The following is a 17944-nucleotide window of genomic DNA, read 5'->3' as shown; positions in this document are numbered from 1 at the left end:
GCTTACTCAGCGGGCCAGTTGATAGAGGGTTTCGCCGTCCTTGACCATGCCAAGCTCGTGACGGGCACGCTCTTCGACGGTTTCCAGGCCCTTCTTCAACTCCATGACCTCCGCGTCCAAAACCCGGTTGCGCTCCAGCAGGCTTTCATTCTCGGCCCGCTGCTCTTCAATCTGTTTGGTCAGGCTGGCGACTTGCGCAAGGCTGCCATTACCCACCCAAAGTCGATATTGCAGACCGCCCAGCAACAGCAGAAGGACAAGAAACAACCAGTAAGGACTGCGCATTGAAATATCAGTTACCCGGTAAGAAGACGGCAGAGCCAACACATGGGTGCCTCTAGAAACGTAGGTGAGGCAGCCAGCGAAAGGCAAAAACAGGCAAGCAAGCGGAGTTTACGGGTTGTAAATGAGCATTGTGAGCCTGTTTTTAACGCAGCGATGGCAACGCAGCTAGTTTTTAGAGGTGCCCACATGCGACAAACAGCATTGAGCCTGACAGATGCCAGGCTCAATACATTACAACGTTGGCCAAGGCCCGCACAGGTTGCCTGCGAGTCTTGCCGTTTTAACACTTATGACTCAACCGCGAAACTCTGCACGACCGCGGTACACAGCCTTGGAACCCAGTTGCTCTTCGATGCGCAGCAGCTGGTTGTACTTCGAGACGCGGTCGGAGCGGCACAGCGAGCCGGTCTTGATCTGGCCAGCAGCAGTGCCCACGGCCAGGTCGGCAATGGTCGAGTCTTCGGTTTCACCGGAGCGGTGCGAGATCACTGCGGTGTAACCGGCGGCCTTGGCCATCTGGATGGCTTCCAGGGTTTCGGTCAGCGTGCCGATCTGGTTGAACTTGATCAGGATCGAGTTACCGATACCCTTCTCGATGCCTTCCTTGAGGATCTTGGTGTTGGTCACGAACAGGTCGTCGCCAACCAGTTGCACCTTGGCACCGATCTTGTCAGTCAGGATCTTCCAGCCAGCCCAGTCAGACTCGTCCAGACCGTCTTCGATGGAAATGATCGGGAAACGTTCAGTCAGACCTTTGAGGTAGTCAGCAAAACCTTCGGCGTCGAACGACTTGCCTTCACCGGACAGGTTGTACTTGCCGCCTTCATAAAACTCGCTGGCCGCGCAGTCCAGTGCCAGGGTCACGTCGGTGCCCAGCTTGTAGCCGGCTTTTTCAACGGCTTCGGCGATGGCGCTCAGGGCGTCTTCGTTGGAGGTCAGGTTAGGGGCGAAACCACCTTCGTCACCGACGGCAGTGTTCAGGCCACGAGCCTTCAGCACGGCTTTGAGGTGATGGAAAATCTCGGTGCCGATGCGCAGCGCGTCGGAGAAGGTCTTGGCGCCAACCGGCTGAACCATGAATTCCTGGATATCGACGTTGTTATCAGCGTGCTCACCACCGTTGATGATGTTCATCATCGGCACCGGCAGCGAGTACTGACCCGGCGTGCCGTTGAGGTTGGCGATGTGCGCGTAAAGCGGCAGGTCCTGATCCTGGGCAGCGGCCTTGGCAGCAGCCAGGGACACCGCGAGGATGGCGTTGGCACCCAGGGTGGCTTTGTTCTCAGTACCGTCCAGCTCAATCATGGCGCGATCCAGAGCTTTCTGGTCTACCGGATCCTTGCCCAGCAGCAGGTCGCGGATCGGACCATTGATGTTGGCAACGGCTTTCAGAACGCCTTTGCCCAGGTAACGGCTCTTGTCGCCATCACGCAGCTCAAGCGCTTCACGCGAGCCGGTTGAGGCACCGGACGGCGCACAGGCCGAACCGATGATGCCGTTGTCGAGCAGTACATCTGCTTCCACGGTGGGGTTGCCACGGGAGTCGAGAACTTCACGACCTTTGATGTCGACGATTTTTGCCATTGTTGTAAACACTCCGGGATAGACGAGAACGACACAGCAGTAAAAACGATACACAGCGGGCGAAAAACAGTCAGGCCCGATGGTGGCCCGGCGTCTTGACAGGCAAGACCACCGGGCACGGCACTTTACCGGAAACCGCTATCAGGCGGTTTCGACAGAGGCGAAACTTTTCACCAGATCGTCAAGCGCCTTGAGCTGGGTGAGGAACGGCTCAAGCTTGTTCAGGCGCAAGGCACATGGACCATCACACTTGGCCTGATCCGGATCCGGGTGGGCTTCCAGAAACAGCCCCGCCAGGCCCTGAGACAAACCGGCCTTGGCCAGTTCCAGAACCTGGGCGCGACGGCCTCCGGCGGAATCGCTGCGACCGCCCGGCATTTGCAGGGCATGGGTCACGTCGAAGAACACCGGGTATTGGAACTGCTTCATGATGCCGAAGCCGAGCATGTCCACGACCAGGTTGTTATAGCCGAAGCTCGAACCGCGCTCGCAGAGAATCAGTTGCTCGTTACCCGCTTCTTCACATTTGGTCAGGATGTGTTTCATTTCCTGAGGCGCGAGGAACTGGGCCTTCTTGATGTTGATCACCGCGCCAGTCTTCGCCATCGCCACGACCAGATCGGTCTGGCGCGACAGGAAGGCAGGCAACTGGATGATGTCGCAGACCTCGGCGACAGGAGCCGCTTGATGCGGCTCGTGCACGTCAGTGATGAGCGGTACGTTGAAGGTGCGCTTGATCTCTTCGAAGATGCGCAGGCCTTCTTCCAGGCCAGGGCCACGGTACGAGTTGACCGACGAACGATTGGCCTTGTCGAAACTGGCCTTGAACACGTACGGGATGCCGAGTTTCTCGGTCACCCGCACGTACTCTTCACAGATCTGCATGGCCAGGTCACGGGACTCGAGCACGTTCATGCCGCCAAACAACACCATAGGCTTGTCGTTGGCAATCTCGATGGAACCGACGCGGATGGTTTTCTGAGCCATGTACTTGGTATCCCGAATCAGGCGTTCTTCTGATGTTGAGCCAGGGCGGCCTTGACGAAGCCGCTGAACAACGGATGGCCGTCACGTGGCGTCGAGGTGAACTCAGGGTGGAACTGGCAAGCGACGAACCATGGATGATCCGGTGCCTCGACCACTTCAACCAGTGCGCCGTCACCGGAGCGACCCGAAACCTGCAGGCCAGCCTCAATCAGTTGCGGCAGCAGGTTGTTGTTGACCTCATAACGGTGACGGTGACGCTCGACGATCACATCCTTGGCATAGCAGTCATGAACCTTGGAACCGGCTTGCAACTGGCATTCCTGGGCACCCAGACGCATGGTGCCGCCCAGGTCGGAGCTTTCGGTGCGGGTTTCGACCGCGCCAGTGGCGTCTTCCCACTCGGTGATCAGGCCGACCACCGGATGCTCGACGGTGCGGTCGAACTCGGTGGAGTTGGCGTCTTTCCAGCCCAGCACGTTACGGGCGAACTCGATGACCGCCACTTGCATGCCCAGGCAGATACCCAGGTACGGCACCTTGTTTTCACGGGCGTACTGTACGGCGGTGATCTTGCCTTCCACGCCGCGCAGACCAAAGCCGCCCGGTACCAGAATGGCATCCACCCCTTCGAGCAGGCCAGTGCCCTGGTTTTCGATGTCTTCGGAGTCGATGTAACGCAGGTTCACCTTGGTGCGGTTGGTGATACCGGCGTGGCTCATGGCTTCGATCAACGACTTGTAGGCGTCGAGCAGCTCCATGTATTTACCGACCATGGCGATGGTGACTTCGTGCTCAGGGTTGAGCTTGGCGTCGACCACCGCGTCCCACTCGGACAGGTCCGCGCCACCGCACTGCAGGCCGAAGCGCTCGACGACGAAATCGTCCAGACCCTGGGAGTGCAGGATGCCCGGGATTTTGTAGATGGTATCGGCGTCTTCCAGACCGATCACCGCACGCTCTTCAACGTTGGTGAACTGGGCGATCTTGCGACGCGACGAGACATCGATCGGGTGATCGGAACGGCATACCAGAACGTCTGGCTGCAGGCCGATCGAGCGCAGTTCCTTGACCGAGTGCTGGGTAGGCTTGGTCTTGGTCTCGCCAGCGGTAGCGATGTAAGGAACCAGAGTCAGGTGCATCAGCATCGCGCGCTTGGCGCCGACTTCGAAACGCAACTGGCGGATAGCTTCGAGAAACGGTTGCGACTCGATGTCGCCCACGGTACCGCCGATCTCGACCAACGCCACATCAGCGTCGGCAGCACCCTTGATGATGCGGCGCTTGATTTCGTCGGTGATGTGCGGAATGACCTGGATGGTCGCACCCAGATAATCACCACGGCGCTCTTTGCGCAGCACGTGCTCGTACACACGACCGGTGGTGAAGTTGTTGTTCTGGGTCATCGTGGTGCGGATGAACCGCTCGTAGTGACCCAGGTCCAGGTCGGTTTCGGCGCCGTCGTGGGTAACGAACACTTCACCGTGCTGGAACGGGCTCATGGTGCCCGGATCGACGTTGATGTACGGGTCCAGTTTGAGCATGGTGACCTTAAGTCCCCGCGCCTCCAGGATGGCCGCCAAAGATGCAGAGGCAATGCCTTTCCCCAATGAAGAAACAACACCGCCCGTGACGAAGATGTAGCGCGTCATGAAAAACCCTAGAAGTCTGCGTTAAAGCGGTCAGAGCCGCCGGGGAAAGCGAAGGAAGGCCGAAGCCCCCGGTTACCGACAGGGTACATGGTGCACTCCGAAAACTGCTGCGTTGAAGAACGACCGAGCATAAGCCTGTCCTGTCCTTTGCATAGCGCCACACTTTGAAGATTGCCCAGCAAACACTGGAGGTAAAACCGGCAACTGGTGTCGTTCAGAATCGACTGACACAAGCTGTATCAAGAAGGGAGCGTAGTCTACCGGAAAGGCCTTTTTATCTCAAACATTGGTCGCTCGTCGGTGCGCACCAGATCAGTTTGCCTGCGCCGGGCAGCGGACAATCAAGCCCCGCGAGGTTGGCAACTGCCAGCAACTGATCGCCCTGAAACACCAGTGGCAGACGGCTGCGCGCAAAACCCGGCACGCCGCGCTCGTTGAGCAGGCGCTTGAGGTCACGCTGCCCGCGCCCGGCCAACTGCATCACCTCGCCGCCTTGGCGATAGCGTACCTGCAATACTCCCGACGGCGCTGCGCCGTCAAAGCGTAACCGGCCGTTACCAGGCAATACCAATGGCTGCCGGGGATCATCCCAGGCCATGACGCCAACCGCAGGGCGCAGCCAGTCACCGGCCAGCCACCACAGATGGCCAGCGGCCCGGTGCAGCTCTCCGTCAGCCAGACGCCACAGCGGATGCGCCGCGGCACTGGCATCACGCAAGTCTTCCCAGCCGGCCCAGTGATCGGTGTCGGGCAGCCGGCTCAGCGGCGCCAGCCAATGACGCAGAGCATTGCGTTGCCGCGCCGCAGACAAACCGCTCAGCGGCGTCAGCGCCAGAGTTGGCAGGCCAAGCCAGTCAAACCCACTCGGCAAACGAGCACGCTGCAGATCCTGCTCTGCCAGCTCACCGAGCAACTGCTGCGCCTCAGCCAGATGCGCAGCACTGCGCGCCAGGCTGGCAGCCGCCTGCGGCCAGCGCGAACGCAACAACGGCAGCACCTGCCCGCGCAGCAAGTTGCGCGCAAACTGCACATCCTGATTGCTCGGATCCTCGATCCAGCGTAGCCCGTGACGCCGGGCATACGCCTCAAGAGCAGCGCGCGGCACCTCCAGCAAGGGCCGCACCAGATACCCCTGACCAAGCCTGCGTCGCGGCGTCATGGCCGCCAGACCGCGCACGCCGGCACCGCGCAATAACCGCAACAGTAAGGTTTCAGCCTGGTCATCACGGTGCTGGGCACTGAGCAACCACTGCTCTGCCCCCAGCACATCGGCAAATACCGCATAACGCGCCTGACGCGCCGCCTGCTCCAGACTCGCGCCTGAAGCCACCTGCACGTGCCTGACACTAAGTGGCACGTCCAACGCCGCGCAGACCTCACGACAATGTTGCGGCCAAGTGTCAGCTACGGCCTGCAGGCCGTGATGAACATGAATGGCGTGAAGCTCAGGGAGGGATTGGTGCTGGCGCAGATCGCTCAGCAGATGCAGCAGGACAGTGGAGTCAAGACCACCGGAGAAAGCGATGAGCAAGGCCGGGGCCTGGCTTGCGTCAGTCAGCGCGCTGGCGAGCGCGGCGCGCAGCTCAATATCGTTCATGGCAAGAAACCGGCCGGCCAGGCGTGACGCCATGGCCGACCAGCAGCATGTCAGACGCCGTAGCTCATCAGACGCTCATAGCGACGAGCCAGCAGCGCGTCGGTGTCGAGCTTCTTCAGCATGGACAGCTGGCCGAGCAGCTCTTCACGAATAGTCGCCGAAACCAGCACCGGATCGCGGTGCGCGCCACCCAGTGGCTCCTTGATCACCTTATCGACAATGCCCAGGCCCTTGAGGCGCTCGGCAGTGATGCCCATGGCCTCAGCGGCGTCCGGGGCCTTCTCGGCGGTTTTCCACAGGATCGACGCACAGCCTTCCGGCGAGATCACCGCGTAGGTCGAATATTGCAACATGTTCAGCTGGTCGCAGACACCGATGGCCAATGCGCCGCCCGAGCCACCCTCACCGATCACGGTGGCGATGATCGGGGTTTTCAGGCGGGCCATGACACGCAGGTTCCAGGCAATGGCTTCGCTTTGGTTGCGCTCTTCAGCATCGATGCCCGGGTAAGCACCAGGGGTATCGATGAAGGTCACGATCGGCATTTTGAAGCGCTCGGCCATTTCCATCAGGCGGCACGCTTTGCGATAGCCTTCAGGGCGCGGCATGCCGAAATTGCGGCGCACCTTCTCACGCACTTCACGGCCTTTCTGGTGACCGATCACCATCACCGGCTGGTCATCCAGACGCGCAACACCACCAACGATGGCGGCATCATCGGAGAAGTGCCGATCGCCATGCAGCTCATCGAACTCGGTAAAGATGTGCTCGATGTAGTCCAGGGTGTAAGGACGGCGCGGATGACGTGCCATCCGGGCAATCTGCCAACTGGTCAGGTTGCTGAAAATGCTTTCGGTGAGCGTTTTGCTCTTGTCCTGCAGCCGGGAGATTTCGTCGCTGATGTTCAGCGAGTTGTCATTGCCTACCAGGCGCAGCTCTTCGATCTTGGCTTGCAAGTCAGCGATAGGCTGTTCGAAATCGAGAAAATTCGGGTTCATAGGCATCCGTCTTGGGTCGACGGCCAAGAGGCCGGCCGGTTGATCCGTTAGCGCCCCACCTTACGGAAGAGGCACATTCAGGTCGAGATTAAAAATTCTGGATTTTAAGCGTTTAACGATACTGGAGAAAGACGTTCTCGCGTCCGAACTGGTCACGCAGCGCCTGAATCAGGTTGTCAGCAGGGTCAATTCGCCAACTTTCGCCGAACTGCAGAACCGCTCTGGCGTCCAGCCCGGTGTAATCGAGGGTCACAGGACAGGCACCGCGATGGCGCTTGCACAGCTCGCCCAGCCAACGCAGACGGTCACCCTTGAGTGCCTCGGCACTTACGGTCAGGCGCAGGCTTTCAGCAAGGCCGGTGCGCGCATCTTCGATACTCATGACCCGCTTTGCCCGTAACCGCAGGCCACCGGAGAAATCGTCGTGACTCACTTCTCCTTCGACCACCACGATAGCATCAGTCTGCAATAACGACTGCGCCGAGTGGAAAGCATCGGCGAACAAGGAGGCTTCAATACGCGCCGACCGGTCGTCCAGGGTGATGAATCCCATCTTGTCACCCTTCTTGTTCTTCATGACCCGCAAAGCAATCACCAGGCCGGCTACCGTCTGAGTATCACGTGCAGGCTTCAGATCAATGATGCGCTGGCGAGCAAAGCGGCGAATCTCGCCCTCATACTCATCGATAGGGTGACCGGTCAGGTACAGACCCAGGGTCTCTTTCTCACCACGCAAACGCTCCTTGAGAGTGATCTCGCGGGCTTTGCGATGGTTAGCGTAGACATCGGCGTCTTCGGCCTCGAACAACCCGCCAAACAGGTCCGAGTGACCGCTGTCACGGCTGCGCGCGGTCTGCTCGGCGGCCTGGATGGCTTCCTCCAGGGCCGCCAGCAGCAACGAACGATTACGGTCGATATTGGCCTGATAGGCCTTGGGCTCCAGCTCGAAATACGGCCCCAGACGATCCAGCGCACCACTGCGGATCAAGCCGTCGAGCGTGCGTTTGTTGACCCGTTTGAGGTCGACCCGCGCACAGAAATCGAACAGATCCTTGAATGGCCCGTCCTTGCGCGCCTCGGTAATCGCCTCGACCGGCCCCTCGCCCACGCCCTTGATCGCCCCAAGGCCGTAGAGAATGCGCCCGTCGTCGCTGACGGTGAACTTGAATTCGGAGATGTTCACATCCGGCGCATCAAGGCGCAGCTTCATGCTGCGCACTTCCTCGATCAGGGTCACGACCTTGTCGGTGTTGTGCATATCGGCCGACAACACCGCGGCCATGAATGGCGCCGGGTAGTGCATCTTCAGCCAGGCGGTCTGGTAAGAGACCAGGCCATAGGCGGCCGAGTGGGATTTGTTGAAGCCGTAACCGGCAAACTTCTCTACCAGGTCGAAAATGTTACCCGCCAGGTCGGCGTCGATATTGTTCGCCGCGCAACCCTCGATGAAACCGCCGCGCTGCTTGGCCATTTCCTCGGGCTTTTTCTTACCCATGGCGCGGCGCAACATGTCGGCGCCACCGAGGGTGTAGCCAGCCATGACCTGAGCGATCTGCATCACCTGTTCCTGATACAGAATGATGCCGTAAGTCGGTGCCAGCACCGGCTGCAGGCCTTCGTACTGGTAGTCAGGGTGCGGGTAGGCCAGCTCGGCGCGGCCGTGCTTGCGGTTGATGAAGTCGTCAACCATGCCGGACTGCAAAGGTCCCGGACGGAACAGCGCCACCAGTGCGATCAAGTCTTCGAGGCAGTCGGGCTTGAGCTTTTTGATCAGCTCTTTCATACCCCGCGACTCGAGCTGGAACACCGCCGTGGTCTCGGCGCGCTGCAGCAGCTCGTAGGTCGGCTTGTCGTCCAGCGGGATGAATGCAATATCGAGCGGCTCTTCGCCATCGCGGCGCCGGTCGCGGTTGATGGTGTCCAGCGCCCAGTCGATGATGGTCAGCGTACGCAGGCCAAGGAAGTCGAACTTCACCAGGCCCGCCGACTCGACGTCATCCTTGTCGAACTGGGTTACCAGGCCATCACCGGCCTCATCACAATAGATCGGCGCAAAGTCGGTCAGCTTGGTTGGCGCGATGACCACGCCACCGGCGTGCTTGCCGACGTTACGCACCACGCCCTCAAGCTTGAGCGCCATTTCCCAGATTTCTGCGCCTTCCTCATCGTTCTTGAGGAAGTCACGCAAGATTTCTTCTTGCTCGTAAGCCTTTTCCAGGGTCATGCCGACTTCGAAGGGGATCATCTTCGACAGCCGGTCAGCCAGGCCGTAAGACTTGCCCTGCACCCGCGCCACGTCGCGCACCACCGCCTTGGCCGCCATCGAACCGAAGGTGATGATCTGGCTCACTGCGTTGCGGCCGTATTTTTCGGCCACATAGTCGATTACCCGGTCGCGGCCGTCCATGCAGAAGTCGACGTCGAAGTCGGGCATCGAAACCCGCTCGGGGTTAAGAAACCGCTCGAACAGCAGGTCGTATTCCAGTGGGTCGAGGTCGGTAATCTTCTGCACGTAGGCGACCAGCGAGCCGGCACCCGAACCACGGCCCGGACCTACCGGCACACCATTGTTCTTGGCCCACTGAATGAAGTCCATAACGATCAGGAAGTAGCCGGGAAAGCCCATCTGGATGATGATGTCCAGCTCGAAATTCAGCCGGTCGATGTAGACCTGCTTGCGCGCCTGGTAGTTTTCAGAATCCGGCGGGAGTAATACGGCCAGACGCTCTTCCAGGCCATCGAACGACACCTTGCGAAAGTACTCATCGATGGTCATGCCATCGGGAATCGGGAAGTTGGGCAGAAAGTGAGTGCCCAGCTTGACGTCGATGTTGCAGCGCTTGGCGATTTCGACCGTGTTCTCAATGGCCTCGGGCAGATCGCTGAACAGCTCGGCCATTTCCTCAGGGCTTTTGAGGTACTGCTGATCACTGTAATTGCGCGAACGGCGCGGATCGTCCAGCGCCCTGCCTTCACCGATGCACACGCGGGTCTCGTGGGCCTCGAAGTCTGACTGCTTGATAAAGCGTACATCGTTGGTCGCCACCAGCGGCGCGCCATGTTTATCAGCCAGCGCCACTGCAGCGTGCAGGTGTTCTTCGTCGTTGACCCGGTTGGTGCGCTGCACCTCGATATAAAACCGATCAGGAAAAACCGCCATCCATTCGCTAAGCAACTGATCGGCTTCATCAGTATTACCGGAGAGCAGCGCCATGCCGATCTCACCCTCTTTGGCTGCCGACAGGGCGATCAGGCCGTCGCTGGCCTCAGCCACCCACTGGCGCTGAACCACGACATGGCCGTTGCTCTGCCCTTCGGTGAAGCCGCGAGAGATCAGCTCGGTAAGGTTGCGATAGCCCTGCGGGTTCATGACCAGCAGGCTCAGACGGCTGAGCGGCGCATCGGCGTTCTTGCCGGCCAGCCACAGGTCGGCACCGCAGATCGGCTTGATCCCCGCGCCCTGCGCGGCCTTGTAGAACTTGACCAGCGAACACATGTTGCTCTGGTCAGTGACCGCAACGGCAGGCATGTTCATGCCGGTCAACGCTTTGACCAGTGGCTTGACTCGCACCAGACCGTCGACCAGAGAGTATTCGGTGTGCAGGCGCAGATGAACGAAAGAAGCCGACATGGAGATCCTATAGCGCGAAGACAGGTAAAACGAAGCTCGGGATTGTACCCAGCCCAGACGCAAACGTCAGTGCTGAAGCAAACCGTCCGGCACTTGCAGGGCTATGGCATCGCGCGCTTCCCAGGCAGCACGTACCGGTGCGAACGAGCGCCGATGGATAGGCGTAGGGCCCAGACGCGCCAGCGCCTCCAGATGAACAGGCGTGGGGTAGCCCTTGTGCCCGCCCATCCCGTAGCCGGGATAGATCAGTTCCAGCGCGGCCATTTCCCGGTCGCGACTGACCTTGGCGAGAATCGATGCCGCAGCAATCGCCGGCACCTTGGCATCACCCTGCACCACCGGCGCCGATGGCACCGCCAGCTTCGGGCAGCGATTGCCATCGATCAGGGCCAGCTTCGGGGTCACGCTCAGCCCTTCGACCGCGCGTTGCATGGCCAGCATCGTGGCATGGAGAATATTCAACTGGTCGATTTCCTCGACCTCAGCGCGGGCGATATGCCAGGCGAGGGCCTTTTCGCAGATTTCGTCGAACAGCTGTTCGCGGCGCGCCTGGGTGAGTTTCTTGGAGTCGTTAAGGCCAATGATCGGCCGCGCCGGATCCAGAATGACCGCTGCGGTGACCACCGGGCCACACAGCGGGCCACGCCCCACCTCATCGACACCGGCAACCAGCTCTTCGACCAGGGTGAAATCAAGGCCCATCTGCATAGCGTTCACACTCACTCGGGGTTACGACCTATCAGTTCCAGCACCGCTTGTGCCGCCTGGTTGGAGGCGTCGCGGCGCAAGGTGCGGTGAATCTGGTCAAAGCCTTCGGTCTGCACCATCCCTGCGTCGATCAGGGGCAGCAACTGGCCAGCCAGCGTCTCGGGAGTTGCCGCATCCTGTAACAGCTCAGGAACCAGCAGGCGACCGGCCAACAGGTTGGGCAACGACACGTAAGGACTCTTGACCAGCCGCTTGAGAATCCAGAAAGTCAGCGGAGCCAGGCGGTAGGCCACGACCATCGGCCGTTTGTACAGCAGCGCTTCGAGCGTGGCAGTGCCCGACGCGATCAGCACCGCGTCACAGGCGGCCAGAGCGACATGGGAGCGGCCATCAAGCAGCGTCACCGGCAGATCACGACCTTGCAGCAACTGTTCGACCTGCGCCCGACGCTGCGGGCTGGCACAAGGCAGGACAAAACGCAGATCAGGACGTTCGGCGAGCAGCCGCGCAGCGGTATCGAAGAACAAGGCGCCCAGGCGCCCGACTTCGCCGCCCCGACTGCCCGGCATCAACGCCACCACCGGCCCGTCACCCAAGCCCAGTTCAGCGCGCGCCGCAGCCCGGTCAGCCTCAAGCGGGATGGTATCGGCCAACGGATGACCGACAAAGCGCACCGGCACGCCCTTTTCTTCGTAGAAACGTGCCTCGAAGGGCAGCAGGGTCAACATCAGGTCGCAGCCTTCACGAATCTTCAGCACGCGCTTCTGACGCCAGGCCCAGACCGACGGGCTGACGTAGTGCACGGTCTTGATCCCGGCCTGACGCAGCTTCAGTTCGATGGTGAGGGTAAAGTCCGGCGCATCGATGCCAATGAACACATCCGGTTGCTCGGCGATCAGCGCCTGAATCAGCTCTTTGCGCCGCCCAAGCAGCTCGCGCAAGCGGCCCAGCACCTCAACCAGCCCCATGACTGACAAGCGCTCCATGGGAAAGTACGAGGTCATGCCCTCAGCCTCCATGAGCGGCCCGCCAACGCCGATGAAGGTCGCATCCGGATGACGCGCCTTGATGGCCCGCATCAGGCCGGAACCCAGAATATCGCCGGACGCCTCGCCCGCGACCAGAGCGATACGCAATGGACTGGCCATGATCAGCGGGTGATGCCGCGGGTGGACGATTGAATCGACTGGAGAAAGATCGCGACTTCAGGAAACGCCGCAGCCGGCTCAGCCAGTTCGGCAATCGCCTGTTCGACCGTCAGGCTCTGGCGGTAGACCGTCTTGTAGGCCTTGCGCAGGGCCAGAATGGCCTCTTCGGAAAACCCACGCCGGCGCATGCCTTCAAAGTTCATGCTACGTGCCTCGGCGGGGTTGCCGAACACGGTGACGAACGCCGGCACGTCCTTGCCAATCGCAGTACCCATCCCGGAAAAACTGTGTGCGCCAATGTGACAGTACTGATGCACCAACGTATAACCGGACAGGATCGCCCAGTCATCAACATGCACATGACCGGCCAGGGCAGTGTTGTTGACCAGAATGCAGTGGTTGCCGATCACGCTGTCATGACCGATGTGCGCATAGGCCATGATCAGGTTGTGATCACCCAGCGTGGTCTCTGCGCGGTCCTGAATGGTGCCGCGATGGATGGTCACACCCTCACGAATCACGTTGTGATCACCGATCACCAGGCGTGTGTCTTCGCCCTTGTACTTGAGGTCAGGGGTGTCCTCACCAACGGAAGAGAACTGGTAGATACGGTTGTGACGACCGATGCGCGTCGGCCCACGCACAATCACGTGGGGGCCGATCACAGTACCCTCGCCAATTTCCACACCGGCCCCGATGATCGACCAAGGGCCGACTTCAACGTTGTCGGCCAGTACGGCCGTCGGATCGATGATTGCGCGAGAGTCAATCAAACTCATAGTTCGCGTTCCGCACAGATGATTTCGGCGGAGCAAACCGACTTGCCGTCGACCGAGGCCTGGCACTCGAACTTCCAGATCTGGCGCTTGCGGCTGACGAATTTGGCCTCAAGCGTCAACTGGTCGCCCGGCACCACTGGCTGGCGAAAACGCAGTTTGTCCGAACCCACGAAGTAATAGAGAGTGCCATCAGCAGGTTTGGCGTCAAGCATTTTGAAACCCAGGATACCCGCAGCCTGAGCCATGGCCTCGATGATCAATACGCCCGGCATGATCGGATGCTGGGGAAAGTGACCATTGAAGAACGGCTCGTTGACACTGACGTTCTTGTAGGCGCGAATGGTCTTGCCCTCAAGATCCAGCTCCGCCACGCGATCCACCAACAGGAAAGGGTAACGATGAGGCAGATATTCGCGTATTTCGTTGATGTCCATCATTTCGAGGGGAAGCCTGTAGTAAAGAGTGAGAGCGCACACAACTGCGGCGCTCTTCTACAACTCAGGGAGGCGGTCCAGCGGCCGCACTCGCCTGATGGGAAAAAGATATCAGCCTTCAGATGATCCAGCGGCGTCGCAGGTCACCGTTTCGACGATCTTTTCCAGTTTCTGCAGTCGACGAGCCATATCATCGAGCTTGCGCAGTCGTGCCGCACTCTTGCGCCACTCCGCTGCCGGCTGCATGGCCGTACCTGACGAATAGGAGCCAGGCTCGGTGATCGAGTGAGTCACCATGGTCATGCCGGTGATGAACACGCCGTCGCAAATCTCGATATGTCCGACCAGACCCACACCACCGGCGAGCATGCAATGCTTGCCGATCCTGGTGCTGCCAGAGATACCGACACAAGCCGCCATCGCGGTGTGGTCACCGACCTGCACGTTGTGGGCAATCTGAATCTGGTTGTCCAGCTTCACACCGTTACCGATGCGGGTATCGGCCAGCGCACCGCGATCAATGGCCGTGTTGACGCCGATTTCCACATCGTCACCAATGACCACGCCGCCGATCTGGGCAATTTTCTGCCAGACGCCCTTCTGATTGGCAAACCCGAAGCCTTCGCCGCCCAGCACGGCACCGGACTGAATGACCACTCGCTGACCAATGCGCACATCGTGATACAGCGTGACACGTGGCGCCAGCCAGCCGCCCTCGCCAATCACACTGCGTGCACCGATGAAGCATTGAGCACCGACCGTAACATTCGCGCCGATCTGCACGCCGCTCTCGATCACCGCAAAAGCGCCGATACTTGCACTCGGATCGACCTGCGCATCATCAGCGACAACCGCCGTCGGGTGAATCCCGGCAGCAGCTTTTGGCTTGGGGTCGAACAGGTGCGAAATGCGCGCATAAGCCAGATACGGATCCGGCACCAGCAACGCATCGCCGGCATAGCCTTCGGCATCAGCTGGTTTGAGCAGCACGGCACCGGCCTGGGTCTCATTGAGAAACTTGCGATATTGCGGGTTGGCCAGAAAGCTGACCTGCTCAGGACCCGCCTCTTGCAAAGTGGCGAGTCCGGCGATGTCCTTGTCCCCGTCGCCACGCAAGGTGGCGTCCAGGAACTCGGCCAAACGGCCGAGCTTGATGGAGGCGCTCATGGTTACTTCAGCTGGTTCATACGCTCGATGACCTGGCGGGTCACGTCGTATTGAGGCTTGACGTCGATCACGGCGCCACGCTCGAACACCAGGTCAAAACCACCCTTCTTGATAACTTCTTCAACAGCCTGATCCAGCTTAGGCTTCAGCTGCTTGAGCATTTCGCGGTCAGCAACGGCTTTGGCTTCGCTCAGTTCCTTGGACTGGAACTGGTAATCACGGGCCTTTTGCTTGAATTCCAGCTCAAGACGCTCGCGCTCAGGCTGGGCCATCTTGTCGCCGCCGCTGACCAGACGGTCCTGGATACCCTTGGCACTGGTTTCCAGGCTTTTCAGCTTGGTGAACTGAGGGCCAAATTTCTTCTCGGCATCCACGGCGTACTTCTTCGCCGCATCGGATTCCAGCAGGGCCATCTGATAGTTCAGCACGGCAATTTTCATGTCTGCCAACGCCGGGGTTGCAACAAGAACGGTGGCCAGCAGTACCAATTGAGTCAACTTACGCACGATACACTCCTACAGAATTCGTTATCGTTTTCGGGAGCCAGACCCTTAGAAGGTCTGACCCAGGGAAAATTGGAACACTTGGGTTTCGGAATCGTTGTCCGGTTTCTTGATCGGCATCGCCAGCGCGAAGCTCAGCGGGCCAAGCGCGGTAATCCAGGTCACACCGACACCAACAGAACTGGCCATGCCGGAGAAGTCGACGTTATTGCACTCGACTCGCTCACCGTTTCGGGTGCGGCTGGAATCGCAGTTGCTGTCGAAGACGTTACCCACGTCCCAGAACAGCGAAGTGCGCAAGGAGCGCTGGTCCTTGATGAACGGCAGCGGGAACATCAGCTCCACACCGCCCTGCACCAGCACGTTGCCACCAAATGGCAGCGGATCCTGATCCGGGTCGGCGATGGTTCCGGGACGCCCCTCACCTGTCACAGGATCAAAACCACGACTCGGCGTACTGCGCGGACCAAGGGTGCTGTCCTTGAAGCCACGTACCGAGTTGAAGCCACCGGCGTAGTAGTTCTCGTAGAACGGCAGGCCACTGGTCGAACCGTAACCGTCGCCATAACCCAGCTCGGTGTGCAGACGCAGGGTGTAGGTGTCGCTGATCGGATAGAAGTACTGGCCGCGGTAGTCAAGCTTGAAGAACGACAGGTCGCTGCCTGGCAGGGTCGACTCAAGCACCAGGCTTTGCGAGTGACCACGGGTCGGCAACACGCCTTTGTTGAGGGTCGATTCGGACCAGCCGACAGACGCTTTGAAGTTCAGGAAGCTGCTACCCTCACGGTCGATGAAGTCGAAAATCTCTTCAACGGTGTAGGTACCGGTCTTGATCTTGTCCTGTTGCACGTTCAGGCCATAGGTCAGACGCGAGGTTTCGCTGATCGGGTAACCCAGGCTGATACCGGCACCGTAGCTGTCTACCGCATAGCTTGCCACGTCGACGTCGAGGTCATCGTAGTTGGTGCTGCGATAGAAGGCGTTGTAGCCCAGGCTCACACCATCGGGCGTCCAGTACGGATCAACATAGCTGAAGTTATAACGGCTCTGGTATTCGCTGCGGGTCAGGCCGATGCTGACCTTGTTACCGGTACCGAGGAAGTTGTTCTGGCTGATCGAGCCACCGAGGATCAGACCGGCGCTCTGGGCGAAACCGACGCTGGCGGTAATCGAGCCGGAGGCCTGCTCTTCAACGGTGTAGTTCACATCGACCTGGTCGTCGGTGCCCGGCACGGCCGGGGTCTCGACGTTGACTTCCTTGAAGAAGCCCAGACGATCCAGGCGGGTTTTGGACTGATCGATCAAATAAGTCGAAGCCCAGCCGCCTTCCATCTGGCGCATTTCACGGCGCAGCACTTCGTCGGCCGACTTGGTGTTGCCGCGGAAGTTGATGCGGTTAACGTAGGCACGCTTGCCCGGATCGACCACGAAAGTGATATCGACGGTGTGATCCTGATCATTTGGCGTCGGCACGCCGTTGACGTTGGCGAAGGTGTAGCCTTCGTTACCCAGACGCCGGGTGATCAGTTCGGAAGTCGTGGTCATGACCTTGCGCGAGAACACCTGGCCAGGCTGCACCAGCATCAGCGACTTGACCTGATCCTCGGGCACCTTGAGGTCGCCACTGAGCTTGACCGAGTTGACGCTGTACTTTTCGCCTTCGTTGACGTTGACCGTGATGTACACGCTCTTTTTGTCAGGCGTGATCGAGACCTGGGTCGAGGCGATATCCATGTTGATATAGCCGCGGTCCAGGTAGTAGGAGCGCAGGCGCTCCAGGTCGCCGGAGAGTTTCTCACGGGCGTACTTGTCATCGTTCTTGAAGAACGACAGCCAGTTGGTGGTCTTGAGCTCGAACAGGTCGATCAGGTCCTGATCGGGGAACACCGTATTGCCCACCACGTTGATGTGCTGGATAGCGGCAACGGTGCCTTCGTCGATGTTGATCTTCAGGCCCACGCGGTTACGCGGCTGCGGCACGACTTCGGCCTTCACTTCAGCCGAGTAGCGGCCCTGGGCAACATACTGACGCTGCAGCTCGTTACGCACGCCCTCAAGGGTGGCGCGCTGGAAGATCTCGCCTTCAGCCAGGCCTGACTGCTTGAGGCCTTTGGTGAGGTCTTCAGTGGAAATGGCCTTGTTGCCTTCGATCTCGATACTGGCTACCGACGGACGCTCGACTACAGTAATGACCAGGACGTTGCCCTCGCGGCCCAACTGGATGTCCTGGAAGAACCCGGTCTTGAACAGCGCACGAGTGGCTTCGACCAGACGACCATCGTCTGCGTGCTCGCCGACGTTCAATGGCAGCGCACCAAAGACGCTGCCGGCGGATACCCGCTGCAGGCCATTGACACGAATATCGGAGATGGTGAAGGACTCGGCGTGAACTTCAGCAATCATCAGTGCGGCAAGAGCCGCAGTTAGCAGCAGACGTTTCATGAAGTCCTTTTATTCCAACTGGCAATAAACAA

The 17944-nt window shown here is 59.7% G+C and carries 14 protein-coding genes; all 14 read right to left on the bottom strand.

The window, feature by feature from the left end; translation table 11 throughout:
• Positions 1 to 6 precede the first annotated feature (6 nt).
• Complete coding sequence (gene ftsB, locus PSCI_RS15990) at positions 7 to 285, bottom strand: cell division protein FtsB (RefSeq protein ID WP_045488725.1); 279 nt, start codon at positions 283 to 285, stop codon at positions 7 to 9.
• A gap of 294 nt (positions 286 to 579) precedes the next feature.
• Positions 580 to 1869, bottom strand: coding sequence for a phosphopyruvate hydratase (gene eno / locus PSCI_RS15985; protein WP_045488724.1), 1290 nt, complete (start codon positions 1867 to 1869; stop codon positions 580 to 582).
• 141 nt (positions 1870 to 2010) lie between these two features.
• Positions 2011 to 2856: a 3-deoxy-8-phosphooctulonate synthase gene (gene kdsA / locus PSCI_RS15980; RefSeq protein WP_045488722.1), complete on the bottom strand. Its 846-nt coding sequence runs from the start codon at positions 2854 to 2856 to the stop codon at positions 2011 to 2013.
• A 17-nt stretch (positions 2857 to 2873) separates the two neighbouring features.
• Positions 2874 to 4505 (bottom strand): CTP synthase, encoded by a 1632-nt coding sequence (locus PSCI_RS15975; RefSeq protein ID WP_045488719.1) that lies wholly within the window; start codon positions 4503 to 4505, stop codon positions 2874 to 2876.
• A 274-nt stretch (positions 4506 to 4779) separates the two neighbouring features.
• Positions 4780 to 6102, bottom strand: coding sequence for a tRNA lysidine(34) synthetase TilS (tilS, locus tag PSCI_RS15970; protein WP_144403263.1), 1323 nt, complete (start codon positions 6100 to 6102; stop codon positions 4780 to 4782).
• Positions 6103 to 6152: 50 nt separating this feature from the next.
• Positions 6153 to 7100 carry an acetyl-CoA carboxylase carboxyl transferase subunit alpha gene (gene accA / locus PSCI_RS15965; RefSeq protein WP_045488716.1) on the bottom strand — a complete coding sequence of 316 codons (948 nt, stop codon included), beginning with the start codon at positions 7098 to 7100 and terminating at the stop codon, positions 6153 to 6155.
• Positions 7101 to 7212: 112 nt separating this feature from the next.
• Positions 7213 to 10731 (bottom strand): DNA polymerase III subunit alpha, encoded by a 3519-nt coding sequence (dnaE, locus tag PSCI_RS15960; RefSeq protein WP_045488713.1) that lies wholly within the window; start codon positions 10729 to 10731, stop codon positions 7213 to 7215.
• Between the two features lie 66 nt (positions 10732 to 10797).
• On the bottom strand, positions 10798 to 11439 hold the full coding sequence (gene rnhB / locus PSCI_RS15955) for a ribonuclease HII (RefSeq protein ID WP_045488710.1): 642 nt from the start codon (positions 11437 to 11439) through the stop codon (positions 10798 to 10800).
• Between the two features lie 11 nt (positions 11440 to 11450).
• Entirely contained in the window at positions 11451 to 12587 is a 1137-nt protein-coding gene (gene lpxB, locus PSCI_RS15950; protein ID WP_045488707.1) for a lipid-A-disaccharide synthase, read from the bottom strand.
• A gap of 2 nt (positions 12588 to 12589) precedes the next feature.
• Positions 12590 to 13366 carry an acyl-ACP--UDP-N-acetylglucosamine O-acyltransferase gene (lpxA, locus tag PSCI_RS15945; protein ID WP_045488706.1) on the bottom strand — a complete coding sequence of 259 codons (777 nt, stop codon included), beginning with the start codon at positions 13364 to 13366 and terminating at the stop codon, positions 12590 to 12592.
• Complete coding sequence (fabZ, locus tag PSCI_RS15940; RefSeq protein WP_045488704.1) at positions 13363 to 13803, bottom strand: 3-hydroxyacyl-ACP dehydratase FabZ; 441 nt, start codon at positions 13801 to 13803, stop codon at positions 13363 to 13365. The genes lpxA and fabZ overlap by 4 nt, the downstream gene beginning before the upstream one ends.
• A gap of 108 nt (positions 13804 to 13911) precedes the next feature.
• On the bottom strand, positions 13912 to 14967 hold the full coding sequence (gene lpxD / locus PSCI_RS15935; RefSeq protein ID WP_045488701.1) for a UDP-3-O-(3-hydroxymyristoyl)glucosamine N-acyltransferase: 1056 nt from the start codon (positions 14965 to 14967) through the stop codon (positions 13912 to 13914).
• Positions 14968 to 14969: 2 nt separating this feature from the next.
• On the bottom strand, positions 14970 to 15473 hold the full coding sequence (locus PSCI_RS15930) for an OmpH family outer membrane protein (protein ID WP_045488698.1): 504 nt from the start codon (positions 15471 to 15473) through the stop codon (positions 14970 to 14972).
• A gap of 45 nt (positions 15474 to 15518) precedes the next feature.
• The gene (bamA, locus tag PSCI_RS15925; protein ID WP_045488696.1) at positions 15519 to 17912 is read right to left on the bottom strand and encodes an outer membrane protein assembly factor BamA; all 2394 of its coding nucleotides are present in this window, start codon (positions 17910 to 17912) and stop codon (positions 15519 to 15521) included.
• Positions 17913 to 17944: the final 32 nt, after the last annotated feature.

The sequence above is a fragment of the Pseudomonas sp. StFLB209 genome (assembly GCF_000829415.1).
In the GTDB taxonomy this organism is placed as follows: domain Bacteria; phylum Pseudomonadota; class Gammaproteobacteria; order Pseudomonadales; family Pseudomonadaceae; genus Aquipseudomonas.
Note: the sequence above shows the minus strand (reverse complement) of the source record. Positions and strands in the feature narration are given on the sequence as shown.